The sequence below is a fragment of the Rhodococcus sp. IEGM 1351 genome (genome assembly GCF_030056875.1).
GTDB lineage: Bacteria > Actinomycetota > Actinomycetes > Mycobacteriales > Mycobacteriaceae > Rhodococcus_F > Rhodococcus_F opacus.
The window spans coordinates 1-16,005 of record NZ_JASHKU010000056.1 but is presented as its reverse complement, the minus strand read 5'-3'; the positions used below and the strand labels follow the sequence as shown (position 1 = coordinate 16,005).

The following is a 16,005-nucleotide window of genomic DNA, read 5'->3' as shown; positions in this document are numbered from 1 at the left end:
CGCCGGTCATTGGTACGAGATCCGGCTCGTACACCATCATCGTGGACGTAACCGAGACAGCGGCTCACCCCGAGGAAACTCGTGCCGATTTCTGGTGGTCACTTCGACACTCACACGGGCGATGAATTCGTGGCGCAGGGCACGCGACTGGTTCGTCGAGCACCTGACGCACACAGCGCAGCGCTCGTGTGACAAAGAGATTGAGGCCGCCCTTCCGGGCGGCCTCAATCTCTTTGTAGTCCTGCAGTCACGTCCCCACGACGACCGGTGCGGTAGCCAGCGCAGCGTCCATCAGGATCTCTGCGGCCACTCGGGCATGAGCCGCCCCCGACGTATCACGGAATACAAGCGCAGCTGCGCTCGCACCGTCGAGCAGCACGCTGAGCTGCACGGCGAGAGCTTTCGGATCCGGAATACCCATCTCGGACGTGAGTTGCATGAACAAACTCCCGCCCTGCTTCTTTGAATCGCTGCGCGATCTCCGTGACCTCGTGGTCCGGCGCCGCCATCTCCACCGTCGCATTAATGAACGGACAACCGCGGTATTCCCCGCTCTCCAGACCCTCACAGATCATTTTGAAGGTCGCCAGAACCGCCTCACTCGGAGAGCATGCGCGCCGCTCGACTTCGCCACCGATCTCCTCGCGCAAACGTTCGCCGCGCAACTCGAGATACGCAGCCGCCGACCCGTTCCTTCGAACCGAAGTAAACGGTAAAAGGTCATGATCGGCGTCCGCGCTTCCTCCATAATCCGATTGATCCCTACCGCACGGATACCCTCCGTGAAGAACAATTCGTCCGCGGCCGCCAACAGGCGCTCTCGCGGGGACACGTTTTTCACCCGTTTGTTAGAGCAGAGAGCGAGCAATATCCATCGCGTTCAAACGACAAAGCCCGACGGGCCGTCGCCCTCACGGCCCCGCGTCTGCACCAACGGCACCTCGGCCACGACCCAGCCCGCCCGCCACCTGAATAGTCGTTGTCGCGAGCCACCGCGTTAGCTCCGGGTGCAGGCCGGGACCCTTGTCTTTTGAGTGTGATAGAGATTACTCTCTTCATGGCACTGGCCGGCGGACCACGGCCGCCAAAGGCAACCAACCCCGAACCTCTGGAGGACACATGACCATCGACGCTCACCCCACTGCGGTCGCACCACCAATTCGCGCGACGGTGTACGTCGGTAGGTGGCCCGAATTTCCCAGCCCGTTCCCGGGGCCGGAAACCGGTACCTTCCCGCCCTGCACGTCCACCATCGTGAGCGGTCCTACCGAAGTAGTACTCATCGATGCCCAATATCTCAAGGAGGACGTCCGGGACCTCGGCGATCTGATCGAGCGCACCGGGAAAACACTCACCACGATCTACGTCACCCATGCACATCCCGACCACTACCTCGGGATCGGCCCGCTGATGGAACGGTTCCCCGATGCGAAATGCATTGCGCTGCCACACATCGTGGAGGCCATGAAAGAGAACCACGAAGAGTACGCCGAACAGTTTGGACAGATGTTCGGCGACACGGTCGTGACAGGTAACGCTCTTCCCGACCCGTTCGACGGTGACACGTTCTTCGTCGACGGCTCGCCGCTGAAGATCATCGAGGTGGAACAAGCCGACATCAGCCCCACTACGATCGTGCACATACCGGCCATCGACGCTGTTGTGGCCGGCGACGCGATCTACAACGAGATCCACCCCATGCTCGGGTTGTCGACAGCCGACGAATGGCCGGACTGGCTCGGAACCGTCGACGTCGTGGAGAACCTGAAGCCGCGAATGATCGTCGCCGGACACCGTCGACCCGACGGCGACGATTACGCAGTCGACACGATGATTCAACAAACCCGTTCCTACATCAAAGAATTCGCGGCCGCGTACAACGTAGCGAAGGATGCTCAAGACCTCATCGGCATCATGTCGGCGAAGTTCCCGCACCACGGCAACGTATGGACCCTGACGTTCTCGGCATTCACTGCGATAGAGATGCGAACCACGGCTGGCGCGCCCTCCGGCCAATAGTCGCCCAGCTGACCCCTCATCGACGCTCAAAGGTTCGAAACTTCTTTCGAGGCGGACCGCGAATCGGCAGCGTGAAGACTGTCCGTGCGCTTGTCGTGGACGGCAGTGACGACCCGGACGGTGCGGCGCGGGTGCAGACCGCGCCGTCCGGGCCCCGACGCAGACGACCGGGGACTCCGCGCCGATGAGGAGTTCACTCTCCATCCATTCGCTCGCAACCGACGCATTCACCTACACAGTTCACAGCGAACCGGGAATCTACAAGTCCCTTGACGGACCAACGGTCCGATTCAACATCGGCCGCCGTTCCGCCGGAACGGTCCCGGGTCCCGACCCTTGTCCTTGTCACGAAACACCGTGGCCAATGCGCTGCAGGCGGATGGGCCACCGCGGTATGAGTGGGTAACGGTGACGGCGTCGGCTTGGACGCAGATCGAACCGACGGTGCGCGCGATCTCCGGCCCACGCAACGTCGAGGCGTCCATTCCTATGTACATGTGGGACGCCATCGGGGACATGTACACAGCGGACCGCTTGGCGCGAGCGCGCAGGGAGGTCGCGCCTCGGCCGCCCGACTGCCCGCCCAATTGGCAATGCGCCGTACTCGCTCACCGAGCATGCTGCCGTCGGCTTCAGCGAGTGACTGTCGGTCACCTACGGAGACCGGGGCGTACGGGTGAGCTGCATTTGCCCGATGGGGGGGCAATACCGACGTCCACAACAGGGCACGGTGCATCGGACGAGGCGGCACAGCTCGGGGCGAAGGTGGTGGGGAAAGCCGGAAAAGTCTTGGAACCCCGAGATGTCGCCGTGATTGCGCTAGCGGCGATCGAAGAGGAAGCGTTCTTGATCTTCCCACATCCCGAGGTGCTCGAGCACTGGCCGGCGCAAGGTATCTGACTACGGCCGTTGACTTGGCGGAATGCGGCACCCTCAACGTGAGGTGACCCCCACATGAGTACGCGGCGGCCGATCGGTCCGGCTCAGCCAGGCCCTTGCGCCGCCTTATGGTAGCGAGTACTCTCTCTTGTGGCATGAGATGCCCGGCGGCCTGACTCGGTAGAGCGCCGCCCAACCCGCAACCTGGAGGAATCTCGTGGATATTGACGCTAAATCGCCGGACGCAAGTTCGGAATCGACGCCCGCCGTGCCCCCGATCCGCGCAACGGTGTACGCCGGCCGCTGGCCCGAGATCCCGCCTATGTTTCCCGGAATAGAGACCGGGACCTTTCCACCCGCCACTTCCACCATCGTGAGCGGCCCGACCGAGGCAGTTCTCATCGACGCCCAGTATCTCAAGGACGACGTCCGAGATCTCGGCGACCTGATCGAGCGCACGGGAAAGACCCTCACCACGATTTACGTCACGCATGCGCACCAGGATCACTATCTCGGCATCGGTCCCTTGAAGGAGCGGTTCCCCGAGGCGAAGTGCGTTGCGCTGCCACATATCGTCGAGGCGATCAAGGAGACCCGGCACGAGCATGCCGAGCTATGGGAACAAATGTTCGGAGACTCCAGCGTCGCCGACGGCGCGCTCCCCGACCCGATCGAGGGCGACACCTTCTACGTCGACGGCTCCCCACTGAAGATCATCGAGGTCAAGCAGGCCGACATCAGCCCGACCACGATCGTCCACATCCCGGCGATCGATGCCGTCGTAGCCGGTGACGCCGTCTACAACGAGATCCACCCCATGCTCGGCCTGTCGACACCCGACGAGTGGCAGGATTGGCTCGAGACCGTGGACCTCGTAGAGAAGCTCAACCCTCGGATGATCGTGGCCGGCCACCGCCGGCCCGACGGCGACGATTACGCGGTCGAGACGATGATCGCGCAGACCCGCGCCTACATCCAGCAATTCGCAGCCGCGTACGAGGTTGCGAAGGACGCCGAGGATCTGATTGCCATCATGACGGAGAAGTTCCCGTACCACGGCCAAGTTTGGACTCTGTGGTTCTCCGCCTTCAATACCTTCGAGCTGCGCAACGCGAATAGCTCAGAGGCAGAACCCGTTCGGTGACGACGGCGCCGGTCGCTGCGGACGGGTCCGGCCAACGCGTCATGGAGCATCCACGATGAGCACTGCGCACGCAGAGCGGTCCCTTGACGCTGGCGACGGCGCAATCACCGTGGAGAAGGACGGGGCGTCCTCCTCATTGGCATCGACCTGCCGGTAAACCCGTTCATTTGATGTTGTCGTTGTGAATTTCGTTGTGGCACCAGGTTGGGTGTGGGCGTGGGTGATCGTCCGACCTGGTGTGTCGGGTTGTTCCACTGAGTCTTTCGCATCGAGGGTGGGCATGTGTGATCGGTGTTAGACATCCCAGGGCTGTAAGTCGTCAACCGGCTTGGGTGGTGTGGCGGTGGTCCCAGGCGATGTGTTCGTCGTAGTGGGTGTGGTGGCTGGCGGAGGCAGCCGTGGAGGATGCCGACGAGGCGGTTTCCGAGGGCGCGTAGGGCTTAGTGGTGCAGGTCGCCGGCGTCGCGTCGCTGGTCGTAGAACTCGCGGGCGCCGGGGCTGGACGATAGTGCGCAGAACGTCCATTGATCGATGGCGTCGTAGAGACGCCGGTTGCGGACGTGGCGGGGCGAGTACGGCGCGTTTGTTGCCGGAGGCGACCGTCAATGGGGAGGTTCCGGCGTAGTTTCTGCGAGACTTCGTGGTGGTGTAGCGGTCGGGGACGTCCGAAGAACTCACCGAGCACCCGGGCGCCGAGGATGACACCAAGTCCTGGCAGGGAGCGGTAGATGTCGGCGTCCGAGCGTGACTCAAAATGTGTTGCCAGTTCGGCCTCGAGTTCGGTGATCTGCCGGTTCAACTCGGCGATGAGGCCGACCGCGGCACGGGTCGTGGCGGCGAACGCGGCGGCGACAGGCGCCGGTGCGGTGAGGGCTCGGCCCGCAGCCCCGCCTGGATTTCGCGGGCCCGGATGTCGAGGTTGCGTCGCGGTCGTGCAGGTCGTCGAACACCTCGTGATGGTCTTCGGCCCAGTCGTCTCCGACGAAGATCATCGATAGCCTCCTCCACTCTATGGTGGATGAAACCTGTTCGAGCCCAGAGGCACCCGGCGGCGACCTGATATGGGATCGACTTTGTCAAGGGGGCAGGGAGAAGCGGCGCCCATGGCCGTCGCCGATCACCTCGAAACCCAACCCCGCTGCCGCCAGGGTAAGGAGGAGAGCGTCGCGGCGACCGAACAACCCGCCCGGCCACCCGGGCCAGCCGGTCGGCGCGCGCGGTGCCCAGCAGCTGCCGGATCGTCTCCGCGCGGCCCGGCGCCGGCAACCCGGCCCCTGGTGTGGACGGTGTTGATCGCGGTGACCCGGCGTCGCTGCGTCCCCTCGGCCGCCGGATGGTCGGCGAGGAACTCCGCCAGCACGCTTCGGCTGCGCTGGCAGTACTCGGTGGTCGCAGGCTTCGCACCAGTCGGCGAACAGTGCCCAGTCGTGCCGGTACCGCCGGGGCACCACCGGAGGTGGGCTGTTACCCAGTCCTGTTGCGGTGGTGCCGATGTCGACGTACATGGTCAGAGTCCGATGTCGGTGACGGCGTTTCCGACGAGGGGGGCGTGTTCGCGGGCGTAGAGCTCCGCGGTCGCGGGGTTGGTGTGCCCGGTCTGGCGCATGATCGCGTGCGCGTCGGCGCCGTTGCGGAACGCCTGGGTGACGAACCCGGCCCGCAGCGAGTGCCCACCGAGCTGGGCGACGATGTTCGCGTCGTAGCCGGCGGCCTGGGCGCGGCGGCGGATCGCCGCATGCACCGACGCCCCGGACAACGCGGTGTCGGAGAGGTTGCCGTTCTTGGCGATCGCCCGGAACAGCGGTGCCCGGGCTCGCATGCGCGGCAACGCCGATCGGCAGACATGGTCCTCGAACGGCGGTGTGGTGGGCAGTAACCGGATCACCCCTGGTCGGCCGGCGATGTCGTATGCGGCGACGATCTGCGCCCACCGCACGTACGCGCACGGTGGGCAACTGTGGTGGTGGGCGGTGAACGGCAGCGCCCGCACCGCACCCAGACCTTCTTGGTCGGTCTTTGATCGCCGCAGCCGCACGTGCAGCCCGTCCAGGCGGTGCACGGTCACGTCCCCGCAGTGCAGGGCGACGAGGTCGCTGCGCCGGAACGCGCCGGCGAATCCCATCAACAGCAGCGCACTGTCGCGGCGCTCGTGGACCTCGGTGGCCCAGCCGGTAACAGCCTGCCGGGCGGATCGGACGATGGTGACGATGTCCGAGGTCAGCAACGGCGCGCGGGGATTGCGGGGGCGGTCGCCGTTGGTGGCGTAGGTGCGGCGAATCCCGGACAGGGTGGAGGTCACCAGGGCCTCGGTGCACGGGTTTCGCAGGTTCGTGGTGCGGTGGTAGTGGCCGATCACCGATACCCACCGGTTCAGCGTCGACGGTGAGTACGCCTTCTCCCCCGCGTCGGCGAGGGTGTCGGCGGCGTCGACCGGATATGCGGCCACCGTTGCCGGATGGGCGGGCAACGCAGGGTGGCCGTGGGTGTGGCACCAGCTGCGGAAGCGGCGCCAGTCCGAGGCGTAGACGCGGCGGGTGCCCGCCGATTGTGACGCCTCCAGCGCCCCGGCGATCTGCGCCACCGTCTGCTCCGACAGCTCCGGTACCGCACCCCACCCACGATCGGGACTCGACCCTGCTGGGGTGCTGGCGGTTACCTCGATCGTCACACCGGGAATCTACTCGCGGTCACCGACACCACCGGGAATGTGCCGGTTAGTGCCGAGAGCGGGACTGTTCGTCGGTCTGCATCGCCAGGACGGCAGCGATCGCGGTGATCAGTAAACCCAGCAGTAGCAGCACATTCATCGTGTCCCCCTTAGTGGTCAGCGCGGATCCGTCTGGGTCACCGGTCGTCGGTCGTCGGCGTACATGGCCTCGATCCTCGCTTTGATCTCCGCGGTGCTCATGCCGCCGCTGCGCCGCATCGGCGGCCCCGAGGTTATCGAAGACGCCGGAATCATCGAGGCTGTGGTCATGCGCGCCCTACCTTTTCGTCGTGTCCGCGGTGTCGGCGCATCCGGTTGGTGTGCACTCCCGTCACAGTGATGTGACCCGCTTCACATTTTCTATCGTCAATGTTGTACATCACCGACGCCGTCGATGCCAACCCGTCCCTGCCGCAGCACAGTTGGCGTCTTCCACTACTCCGAGCCGCGCGGACGGTTGCGGCGTCCGACGTCCGGCCGTGGCCGCGCGACCGCGGCAACCCTCCGGTTACCGCGATGCGCTACAAAATAGGGCGTGAGTTCAGGACAGGTGTTCGGTCAGGATCCTCAGCGGGTCGGCAACTTCCGCTTCTTCCTGGACGGGCAGCGGTGGGAATGGTCCGATGCCGTCGCCCGGATGCACGGCTACCAGCCCGGCGAGATCGTCCCGACCACCGAACTGCTGCTCTCCCACAAACACCCCGAGGACCACCCGCACGTGGCGCGGGTCCTGGACCGGATGATCAGCGCCGCGGAACCGTTCAGCAGCACACACCGCATCCTCGACACCACCGGCAACGTCCACCAGGTCGTGGTCGTCGGCGACCGCCTGTGCGACGACACCGGTACGGTGATCGGGACGACCGGGTTTTACATCGACCTCACCGACACCTACCGCGACGAGGTGAAGGAGTCCGTCGACGAAGCGGTCGCCGAACTCGAGCAGTCACGGGCGGTGATCGAGCAGGCCAAGGGTGCGTTGATGCTGGTCTACGGCATCTCCGCCGACCGGGCGTTCGACGTCCTCATCTGGCGGTCTCAGGAGACCAATACCCGGCTCCGCGTCCTCGCGGAACTGATCGTCGCCGGGTTCGGTCAGTGCGAATCCGGCGCGGGTCTGCGTACCCAGTTCGATCATCTGCTGCTCACCGCACACGAAGGAGCCCGGCGCCCGGTGTAGGTGAGGGCCCCGGGGCCCCGGACGTCTGGATCGAGCACACGGGCATCACGCGCCGTCCCGGGTCAGCCGCCATCCACGGTGGGCAGCTGCGTAACCGGCGGCCGCGCCGAGGCACGCACTGACAATCAGGCCGGCCGCAAGGAACGGGGTGGGGTCCACCGATTCCATATGCCCGGCGCCGGATGGTTCACCGACGTACCCCATGGTGAAGCGCACCGGGTACGACAGCCACCACGCGAACAGGCTGGTACACACCAGGCCCGCGCCGAGTCCGAGGGCTGTTCCGCTCAGTATCAGTGTCCGCACAAGATCAACTTCGTGATCACCAGCTGTACTGTTACCGCGGCACCCCCACGAGTGCTACCTGGGCCGTCTCGGCACGGCATATTCCACCCCCGTCTGCACGAAATCCTTGGCCGACGTGCTCCGACAGCGCTTTGCAGAGCACAGCGCGGGAAATCGGGCGTTCCGCTGCCGATAGCCGATCGGTCGGCTTACCGTGAGCGTGCGCGAACGGCCGTGGATTGATCCAGAGGAGGGGCGATGACTGCGAAGTTCGAGCTGTTCAAGGACATTGCCGGCCAGTTCCGGTTTCATCTGAAGGCAGCAAACGGCGAGATCATCGCGGCCAGTCAGGGTTACACCTCGAAGGCGGCGGCCCAGAACGGGATCGCCTCGATCCAGGCGACCGCGGCAACGGCCCCCACCGAGGATTTGACCTGACATCGGCGCCTCCCTGCCCGAACGCCGGCGACGGCGAACTGCGTACGCGCGGACGCCCGGGTCCTCGTGTCCTACGCTGCGGGCCGGTTCCTTGACCCGGTGGTGCAGTCAGGCCCTATGGCGTCCGCCATCCCGGTCGGCCGCCTCCGCCGCGCGCGGGCCGAGAATGGGTGGATAGTCGCCCACACGCCCGGTCCGTTCGGCACCACAGCCCCTGCCGCGCCCGCGAACCTCGGAGTTGGCGTGACAGTGCCGTCGTCCCGCGATGAGCGGTGACGGGCACGCTTGCGGGAGTGACACAATCGATCCATGCCCACGACCTACCGTGTCTGCTACCGGCAACACATGTTGTCCGTCGCTGAACGTGCCGACGATGGCGTCACTGTCGATGACGGTGATGCCGATATGAGAAGGGCCCTGCCCGCGGTTGCGGGGAGGGCCTTCGTCGGAATGGTGACGGCATCGTCGGCGTGGTGACGTCGCACGATCAGTGACTCAATCGTGGCCACTTTCGGTGACGGCCACCCGTGCGGACTTCTCGTCGACGATGGATGCTTTCGCGGCGAACGCCGCCGTCAATGCCTGCACCGCCAGGTTGTTCACCGCCCGCGGATATCCCCGTGCTGCATTGTGAATCAGGGTGACCGCGTCGTCGGAGAACAACGGATCCGTGCGGCCGGCGATCTTGCAGTGATGGGTGATGTAGTCCGCCGAATCCGGCGGGCTCATCCCGGCCAGCGCGTAGCGCACCGCGATCCGCTGGTCCAGCGCGGCGAGTACTCCGAGCCGCAGTCGGTGCCGTAGCGTCGGCTGCCCGACCAGCAGTGCCGCGAACGGCGATCCCGAATCCATGTCGTGGTTGGTCAGCATCCGGATCGCTTCCATCTGCGCGTTGTCGAGCAGATGTGCCTCGTCTATCACGACCACGGGCGTGCGGCCCCGCTCGGCGTATTCGGCGGCCAGTGCTTCGGCGGCTTGCGGCGCAAGTGTCGCGGTGTAGAAACTCGGCACCCGGCCCAGTGCGGTGACGATGTGATGCAGCATTCCCCGCACCCCCACCGACGGGTTCGGCAGGTAGATCACGACGTGTCGGGCCGGGTCCAACGCGGAGGTCGCGGCGCGGATGGCGACGGTTTTCCCGGCGCCGACCTCCCCGGTGATCACCCCGAGCGCGTGTTGATCGACGCACCAGGAGATGCGAGCGACGGCTTCGGCGTGGCCGGGGTGCCGGTGCAACATCGCCGGTGCCAGACCGCGGCCGAACGGCATCCTCGTGAACCCGTAGTACGACTGCAGGCGTTGGATACTCATGCCGGCCGCCCGTGGTGATCGGTGGACCCGTCGGCGAGACTATCGGTGAGGTCGTCGATGCTCAGCTGCCCGGGAATCTGCCCACCGCCACCGTCGTCGTTGTCGTTGTCGTTGTCGTTGTCGGTGGGTCCGTATAGGGCGTGATACCCGATCCGCCGATCGCTGCGCACCTGCTCGTGGTGCAGGTGCGCCGTCAACGCCAGATAGTCGATACCCGTGACAACCGGTGCCGGCGGTTCCGGTGTTTCGGGCCGGGCTTTCGGGTGCACGTGCCGGGTGATGGTGTGCGGCACCGCCCGCCCGTGGGAGGCGTCGCGGTAGCGGACCTCGACGGTCTCCATGTCGAACGGAGAGAACACCAACTCCACCTTCCGCCCGGCCAGGGCATGATCGACCTGGTAGGTGTTGCCGTGCAACGACACCGTCGCCGTTTTGGTCACCGTCCGATATTCCGACCACAGGAACGCCTCGGTCAGATCGGCGGCCGTCGGCATCGCCGGTGTCCGCCCCAGCCGGGACCAGCCGGCCTCCCACCGCACGAGTGGACTCTGCCCGGTTTCCGAGTGCGTCCGCCGGTGGTATTCGGTTTCGATCCACCCGGTCAGCAACCGATTGAGCTCCAACAATGCGGTTCGGTGATTGATACCCGCGGCGGTGAGGTCCTCGGCGGTGGTGTCGGCGACCTCGACGAGGAACTGCTCCCGGACGGTGCGGAAGAACCGTTCGATCTTCCCGCGGCCCTGCGGGCGGTGCGGGGTCGAATGCACCAACCGGATGCCGAGTTTCGCGCATGCCCGCAGCAGCCACGCATCGACGAACGCCGATCCGTTGTCGACGTAGACCGATGCCGGGACGCCGCGCGCCGCCAGCGCCGGTTCCAACGCGACCCCGAGACGGACGGTGTCCTCGGAGAACCCGAACCGGTAGCCGGTGATCAACCGGGAATGATCGTCGAGGAACGCGAACAGATACGTTTTGCGGCCGCCGATCCTCGGCCCGTGCAGGGCGTCCCCTGTCCACCGATCGTTCGGGTTTTCCGCCTCGAACCGACCGAACACCGTCGGGGAGTCCCCGGCGGCGGGGCCGATCAACTCCAGCCGGTGAAAGTGGCGCAGCAGCGTCGATTCCGACGGCGCCCAGCCGGACGAGGCCCGCATAATCCGCCCGACCTGGGCGGCGGTGCGGGCCGGGTTCTCCCGTTTCAGCGCGGCAGCCAACTCGAGGGTGGCGGTGTCGGTCCGCGGCGACCGCGCCCGCGGGGAGGGAATCAATTCTTCGAAGCCGCCGGCCCGGTAGCGGCGGATCCAGCGGTCGAGGGTGTCCCGCGAATACCTCACCTTCGCCCCGAACGGGTCGGTGTGTTCGCGGCTTGCGATCTCTCGCACCAGCCGGCCCTGGGCCTTCGTCGACAACCCGGTATCGAGGGCCGGGCAGATCAGTTGGTAGCGGAACAACCCGACCGCATGGCTTCGCTCACGTCGTTTCTCATCGTCGGTAGGCAACGAGTTTCTCCCCTTCGTCCGGTGCTCATGCTGCCCGAACCTGTTGCCGGGCAGTCACACCCGCGACGATGACGCATCACCCTCCTCTGTGGCAGGGTCAACTGGTGTTGCAGAATCCGATCTCGGGGCCGGCGGCCATCCTGGTGAGAGAAGCCGACCAGCACTGGCCGCGACCGCGACCTGCGCGGCCGTCACCGCGCCGAGGACCGCGGCACTCCCGAAGCGCGCGGTGATCGCGGTCCGCGCCGCGTCCACCGCGGCGAGGACGTCGCCCCACACGGAATCCGATGCCCTCGGCACCGTGACATCGACACCCGCCGTGACCGCGACCGTGAGGAACCAGCTGCGCACCGCATCCGCGCGGGCCGCCGCCGCCCGCAACCAGCCGCGCACCGTCGACCCCGGGATGCCCAACCGCTGCGCGATCGGGCGATGCCCGCTCCCGCGGGCCTTCGCCACCAACGCCGTCCAGATCAACTCCGCGAGATACGCCCTGCGCAGCAACAACGTCACCGGCAGCAGCACGTGCGTCACCGCGCACCCCCGGCAGCGAGCTCGTCGCGGGCGCACCGGGGTGACTACGCCCACCACCGGGCGGGACCGGGCGAAACCCCACCCCGCCAACACCCCGTCCGAGCACGACGGGCAGGACATCTCTCCGCTCGACAGCCGGGACTCGACGCGGACAGGATCGACCTCTACCGTGACCATCAGTGCCTTCCGCACTACGCACGGTGCCCCCGTGAGCTCCGCCAAGAATTCAGCGGGGGCGCCGTGCACCCATCAGTTCCTCGTCACACTGACGGTGCAGACCACCAAGATCAACCCCACACTCACGCCGCCACCCAGATCGGCAACGTCACTGACGAACACCTACCCGCTGCTCGGCACCCCGAGCGACGCTCAACAGCGTGGGAAAAATGGGGATCTGGCCCAGGCGATCACCGAGTTCGAGACCCTGCTCACCGACCGGACCGAAGTACTGGGTCCCGATCATCCCGACACCCTGACCACCCGCAACAACCTCGCACACTGGCGTCGGAAAGGTGGGGATGTGGCCGGGAATCCGTCTGTTTGACAGAAACGGTGACCAGCACCTCCCGAAAACTCTCAGGCAATCCAATGCTCGAAACACTAGTCATCACGCTATTGGGGGCGGCCGTGGTCGCCGCCGCGATCGGCAGCGCATTCCCTCGGTGCCGGCGGCGGACGCCGATGAAATGGGCGGCGGATGTGTTGTCGGCACGCGTTCCAGCGCCGTGACCAGCACGCCGGTGTGAGCCGATCGGGTGAGAAGGCCCCGCGATGAGGCGGGAGATGTGGCCGCCGATCGCGCTGACGGTCCTGTGCTATATGGTCATCGGCGGCATTCAGGTCAACAGTTGGCATGAGCAGGGTGCACCGTGGTGGTTGCTGATCACCGGGGCGGTGCTGGTCGGTGGCGCCCTCGTCGCGGCCGGTGTGTGGTGGTGGCGCAAGGTCCGGGATCTCTCGGCCGAGCAGAAGATGCGCGACGTGCGGGGGCTCGACGACTACACCGGCAAGGGCGCCGCCCAGAAGGGCCTGGATCTGCGTCAGTCCCTCGAAGACAGCGAAATCCGCGACGTGGCGATGGACGAGCTCGCCGTGAGCTTGGGCCGGGTCGGCCGGACGATGTTGTACAGTCCTGGGAGGACGTGTGCTTGGCGTTTATGGGGCCGCGGTCGAATAAGACCTCGGCGATTGCGGTGCCGACAGTGCTGAAAGCTCCGGGGCCTGTGGTGGCCACGTCGAACAAGCCAGATCTGTGGATGTTGACCTCGGGCCTGCGGGCCCGGGTCGGCCGGGTCTACACCTTCGATCCCTCACAGATCGCGTACGTCCCGCAGCAGTGGTGGTGGAATCCGCTGGCGGGCATCACCGATATCGACGACGCGGAAGATTTCGCCGCGCAGTTCGTGATGACCGTCAGTGCCGGGGAGCGCGACATCTGGGGTCCGGGTGCAAAGTCGCTGCTGGGGCAGCTGTTCTTGTCAGCCTCGATCTCAGGGGGCACGCTGCGCGAGGCGATGGCATGGCTCTACACCGGATCGAGTGAACCGGTGGGCATCCTCGAAAAGGGTGGCCACCTGATGCAGGCGGCGAAGCTCGCCACCACCCTCGAGGGTGCGGCCGAAACTCGGTCCGGTTTGGTGATGACGGCGTCGGAGGCCGTGTCGTGTCTGGCGTCGGAGAAGGTGCTGCGGTGGGTGACTCCGCCGCAGACCTGGCGGGAGCGGCCCACTCATACGATCGAGGAGATTGACCTGTGGCAGTTCGTCACTCCTCACCCCGACGGCCGGTATCCAACGCTGTACCTGCTCACCCAGGAGGGCGCGGGATCCGCTGGGCCGATTGTGGCTGCTCTGGTAGACCGGCTGTTCAGAACAGCAAAGAAGGCGGCCTCCGCACTCGGTGGTCGTCTGGACCCGGTCCTCACGGTGATGCTGGACGAGGCGGCGAACATATGCCGCATCGCGAACCTCCCAGCGTATTTCAGCTGGTTCGGGTCGGTTGGGGTGTCGGTGACGACACTGCTGCAGTCGTACCCACAGGGTGAGGGTGTGTGGAGCAAGACGGGCATGGAAACGCTCTACAGTGCCTCGACTCTCAACCTCATCGGCGCGGGTATCAAGGACATCTCCTTCGCGCGCACCGTGTCCGCGTCCGTCGGGGAACACTTGGTCAAACGCGCCACCGAAAGCTACGGCCCCGGTGGGTCGTCGACGTCGGTGTCCCAAGTGCGTGAGGCGATCATGCCGCCCGAGGACGTCATCAACCTGCCGCGCACAAAAGCGGTCTGGCACGTGACCGGGCACCGTCCGGTGCTGATGGATCTGATGCCGTGGTACCGGGAAGACAGCCAGGCCGAGATCACCACGCACAGCAAGCAGGCCGCAGAACAGATTCGCCTCCACGCGATCGAGGTACTCGGACCCGACAACCCGATCAGCCAGTACCTGACCGGCAAAGCGAAGCCGGTGACTGCGGCCGCGACCGAGGCTGAGTTGTTGTGACAGGTGACGTTGCCCCGGAGCCGCCGGTTGATCCCGGTGCGGTGATGGAGGCGCTGCTCGACCGGATTACAGATCTCGAGCAGCGCCTCGCCGGCGCCGATGAGCGGCAGGAGATGTTCGCGCAGGCGCTCGACGCCTTCGAAGGTGCGGTCACCGAGGCGGCGGCGATGGACGTCTCCGCGCTGCTCCATCCCGCCGGTGAAGAACAGAGCACCAGCGAACCGGAGCCGCTCGACATGGTGCGGCTCTACGAATGGGTGCGCGAGCACATCGGGGCGTGGGCGCAACGGAAGGTGCTGCGGTCCCAGGGTGGCAACCGGGGGGCTGCGGTGGTGCCCGCGGTGGGATCTACACCCCGAGGCGATCACCCGGCTCGAGGCGCTGCGCAAGTCCTGGACCGGGTTCGTCAAGCTCAAAGACCCCACGGCCATGACGATTTACTACCGCGACTTCTTCGACCGCACGATGGAGGCGCTGATGAACGAGACGGGACCGTTTCACGCATGCAGCCCCACCGGCCACGGCGACGGCGCTTTCGTGCCGATCGCGCCGCCGCCGTGGGAGCGGAGTTCGGTGCCGGCCGGCAACGAATTTTCGTGAGTCGGTGAACGGCACCTCGGTTTGTGTTGTGGATCCGGCCGCCCGTCTCAAACCGCCGGACGTCGGCGATGTCGACGTCGCCGCCCGCATCCACCGCCAACCAATGCGCGTATCGGGCGGATACGTCGGTGAACGGCAGCTCGATTCGGGTGCTGTAGCCGAGCCCGCTCGGTACGTCCTCAGCCCAGGATGACGGCGGCGGTGACGCCGATGACGAGTAGCAGCACAACCACCAGCACCGCTCTTGGGCTTCGCCACCACCGCCACTCCGGGTCGCGCCACCACTGCAACTGCGGTTTCTCGACCCCGGCCCGCCCGGCCCGGTCCGCCTGCGCATCCACGTCGAGCCCGGCCGGGCGCGGGTCCGCCACCGGACCCGGTGGTGGGCCCGGTGGTGGTGGGCCGACAGGCGGACCCGGCGGCGGACCCGGTGGTGGGCCCGGTGGTGGTGGGCCGACAGGCGGACCCGGTGGTGGGCCCGGTGGTGGTGGGCCGACAGGCGGACCCGGCGGCGGACCCGGTGGTGGGCCCGGTGGTGGTGGGCCGACAGGCGGACCCGGTGGTGGGCCCGGTGGTGGTGGGCCGACAGGCGGACCAGGCGGCGGCATATCAAACCCTCCCACGCTGGATCAGTTACCGACAGCTGATGGCTCACTGTCCCGATCGCATCCAGCAAGTATGAACTTGCGGCGTTGGGCTGTACACAGGACGCGGCCTCGAATTTCCGACCGGTGTGGCGGTCGACACCGTCGGCAACGTCTACGGCATGGCCCTCCACATCCTCTCCGGCCGGCCTTTGTTCGGGTCGAGGTTGGCGGTCGGTTCGACAACACGAGTCGACCGGACCGTACTGAGGCTGCCCCCTTGGAGTGGACACCCCTGACAATGGTTCTAGGAGAGCCAGG

General features: G+C 66.2%; 17 protein-coding genes and 3 pseudogenes. 10 read left to right on the top strand and 10 right to left on the bottom strand.

The genetic code is table 11. The features are described 5' to 3' along the window. Window positions 1-247: 247 nt before the first annotated feature. Window positions 248-439 carry a hypothetical protein gene (locus QM806_RS40185; protein WP_169694458.1) on the bottom strand — a complete coding sequence of 64 codons (192 nt, stop codon included), beginning with the start codon at window positions 437-439 and terminating at the stop codon, window positions 248-250. 680 nt (window positions 440-1,119) lie between these two features. Between QM806_RS40185 and QM806_RS40175 the strand changes: the two genes are divergently transcribed. From QM806_RS40175 to QM806_RS40165, 3 genes and pseudogenes are all read left to right on the top strand, one after another. Next, window positions 1,120-2,019: an MBL fold metallo-hydrolase gene (locus QM806_RS40175; RefSeq protein ID WP_169694456.1), complete on the top strand. Its 900-nt coding sequence runs from the start codon at window positions 1,120-1,122 to the stop codon at window positions 2,017-2,019. A gap of 586 nt (window positions 2,020-2,605) precedes the next feature. Then, window positions 2,606-2,723: pseudogene (locus QM806_RS42000) on the top strand (dehydrogenase); the annotation flags it as partial. 392 nt (window positions 2,724-3,115) lie between these two features. After that, the gene (locus QM806_RS40165; RefSeq protein WP_283294989.1) at window positions 3,116-4,042 is read left to right on the top strand and encodes an MBL fold metallo-hydrolase; all 927 of its coding nucleotides are present in this window, start codon (window positions 3,116-3,118) and stop codon (window positions 4,040-4,042) included. A gap of 319 nt (window positions 4,043-4,361) precedes the next feature. On the opposite strand, the pseudogene QM806_RS40160 reads toward QM806_RS40165, so the two are convergent. From QM806_RS40160 to QM806_RS40145, 4 genes and pseudogenes are all read right to left on the bottom strand, one after another. Beyond that, a pseudogene (locus QM806_RS40160) lies at window positions 4,362-5,044 on the bottom strand (transposase); the annotation flags it as partial. A gap of 113 nt (window positions 5,045-5,157) precedes the next feature. Further along, window positions 5,158-5,547, bottom strand: a pseudogene (locus tag QM806_RS40155) (hypothetical protein); the annotation flags it as partial. Between the two features lie 2 nt (window positions 5,548-5,549). Continuing rightward, window positions 5,550-6,704, bottom strand: coding sequence for a site-specific integrase (locus tag QM806_RS40150; RefSeq protein WP_283294991.1), 1,155 nt, complete (start codon window positions 6,702-6,704; stop codon window positions 5,550-5,552). A 162-nt stretch (window positions 6,705-6,866) separates the two neighbouring features. Continuing rightward, window positions 6,867-7,019: a hypothetical protein gene (locus QM806_RS40145; protein ID WP_005256453.1), complete on the bottom strand. Its 153-nt coding sequence runs from the start codon at window positions 7,017-7,019 to the stop codon at window positions 6,867-6,869. Window positions 7,020-7,284: 265 nt separating this feature from the next. On the opposite strand from QM806_RS40145, the gene QM806_RS40140 reads away from it, so the two are divergent. Further along, complete coding sequence (locus QM806_RS40140) at window positions 7,285-7,929, top strand: PAS and ANTAR domain-containing protein (protein ID WP_037203560.1); 645 nt, start codon at window positions 7,285-7,287, stop codon at window positions 7,927-7,929. A gap of 45 nt (window positions 7,930-7,974) precedes the next feature. On the opposite strand, the gene QM806_RS40135 is transcribed toward QM806_RS40140, so the two are convergent. After that, window positions 7,975-8,235 carry a hypothetical protein gene (locus QM806_RS40135; RefSeq protein WP_283294988.1) on the bottom strand — a complete coding sequence of 87 codons (261 nt, stop codon included), beginning with the start codon at window positions 8,233-8,235 and terminating at the stop codon, window positions 7,975-7,977. 237 nt (window positions 8,236-8,472) lie between these two features. Here QM806_RS40135 and QM806_RS40130 point away from each other — a divergent pair, with 237 nt between their 5' ends. Next, window positions 8,473-8,652 carry a YegP family protein gene (locus QM806_RS40130; protein WP_005256447.1) on the top strand — a complete coding sequence of 60 codons (180 nt, stop codon included), beginning with the start codon at window positions 8,473-8,475 and terminating at the stop codon, window positions 8,650-8,652. A gap of 495 nt (window positions 8,653-9,147) precedes the next feature. Here QM806_RS40130 and QM806_RS40125 read toward each other — a convergent pair whose 3' ends face one another. Genes QM806_RS40125 through QM806_RS40115 form a run of 3 tightly spaced genes read right to left on the bottom strand, consistent with a single transcriptional unit; the run spans window position 9,148 to window position 12,176 of the window. After that, window positions 9,148-9,963, bottom strand: coding sequence for an ExeA family protein (locus tag QM806_RS40125; protein WP_061700505.1), 816 nt, complete (start codon window positions 9,961-9,963; stop codon window positions 9,148-9,150). Next, a complete protein-coding gene (locus QM806_RS40120; protein ID WP_283294987.1) occupies window positions 9,960-11,465 on the bottom strand; it encodes a DDE-type integrase/transposase/recombinase in 1,506 nt (501 codons plus the stop codon). The genes QM806_RS40125 and QM806_RS40120 overlap by 4 nt, the downstream gene beginning before the upstream one ends. A 54-nt stretch (window positions 11,466-11,519) precedes the next feature. Beyond that, a complete protein-coding gene (locus QM806_RS40115) occupies window positions 11,520-12,176 on the bottom strand; it encodes a helix-turn-helix domain-containing protein (protein ID WP_120659163.1) in 657 nt (218 codons plus the stop codon). 31 nt (window positions 12,177-12,207) lie between these two features. Between QM806_RS40115 and QM806_RS40110 the strand changes: the two genes are divergently transcribed. The 4 genes from QM806_RS40110 to QM806_RS40095 all read left to right on the top strand — a co-directional run bounded on the left by QM806_RS40110 (window position 12,208) and on the right by QM806_RS40095 (window position 15,100). Further along, a complete protein-coding gene (locus tag QM806_RS40110; protein ID WP_283294986.1) occupies window positions 12,208-12,543 on the top strand; it encodes a tetratricopeptide repeat protein in 336 nt (111 codons plus the stop codon). A 227-nt stretch (window positions 12,544-12,770) separates the two neighbouring features. Further along, entirely contained in the window at window positions 12,771-13,208 is a 438-nt protein-coding gene (locus tag QM806_RS40105) for a hypothetical protein (protein WP_283294985.1), read from the top strand. Further along, window positions 13,157-14,500, top strand: coding sequence for a type IV secretory system conjugative DNA transfer family protein (locus tag QM806_RS40100; protein WP_283294990.1), 1,344 nt, complete (start codon window positions 13,157-13,159; stop codon window positions 14,498-14,500). The genes QM806_RS40105 and QM806_RS40100 overlap by 52 nt, the downstream gene beginning before the upstream one ends. Window positions 14,501-14,809: 309 nt before the next feature. Then, window positions 14,810-15,100: a DUF4913 domain-containing protein gene (locus QM806_RS40095; protein ID WP_283294984.1), complete on the top strand. Its 291-nt coding sequence runs from the start codon at window positions 14,810-14,812 to the stop codon at window positions 15,098-15,100. Between the two features lie 179 nt (window positions 15,101-15,279). Here the strand turns inward: QM806_RS40095 and QM806_RS40090 are convergent, their stop codons facing one another. Continuing rightward, window positions 15,280-15,471, bottom strand: coding sequence for a hypothetical protein (locus QM806_RS40090; protein ID WP_283294983.1), 192 nt, complete (start codon window positions 15,469-15,471; stop codon window positions 15,280-15,282). Window positions 15,472-15,491: 20 nt separating this feature from the next. Here QM806_RS40090 and QM806_RS40085 point away from each other — a divergent pair, with 20 nt between their 5' ends. Then, the gene (locus QM806_RS40085; RefSeq protein WP_283294982.1) at window positions 15,492-15,782 is read left to right on the top strand and encodes a hypothetical protein; all 291 of its coding nucleotides are present in this window, start codon (window positions 15,492-15,494) and stop codon (window positions 15,780-15,782) included. Window positions 15,783-16,005 lie beyond the last annotated feature (223 nt).

Excerpts from the sequence above, each read along its gene's own strand:
- QM806_RS40100 (WP_283294990.1), top strand. The coding sequence starts at position 13,157 with ATGGGGCCGCGGTCGAATAAGACCTCGGCGATTGCGGTGCCGACAGTG.
- QM806_RS40125 (WP_061700505.1), bottom strand. The coding sequence starts at position 9,963 with ATGAGTATCCAACGCCTGCAGTCGTACTACGGGTTCACGAGGATGCCG.
- QM806_RS40145 (WP_005256453.1), bottom strand. The coding sequence starts at position 7,019 with ATGACCACAGCCTCGATGATTCCGGCGTCTTCGATAACCTCGGGGCCG.
- QM806_RS40115 (WP_120659163.1), bottom strand. The coding sequence starts at position 12,176 with ATGGTCACGGTAGAGGTCGATCCTGTCCGCGTCGAGTCCCGGCTGTCG.
- QM806_RS40105 (WP_283294985.1), top strand. The coding sequence starts at position 12,771 with ATGAGGCGGGAGATGTGGCCGCCGATCGCGCTGACGGTCCTGTGCTAT.
- QM806_RS40175 (WP_169694456.1), top strand. The coding sequence starts at position 1,120 with ATGACCATCGACGCTCACCCCACTGCGGTCGCACCACCAATTCGCGCG.
- QM806_RS40185 (WP_169694458.1), bottom strand. The coding sequence starts at position 439 with ATGCAACTCACGTCCGAGATGGGTATTCCGGATCCGAAAGCTCTCGCC.
- QM806_RS40130 (WP_005256447.1), top strand. The coding sequence starts at position 8,473 with ATGACTGCGAAGTTCGAGCTGTTCAAGGACATTGCCGGCCAGTTCCGG.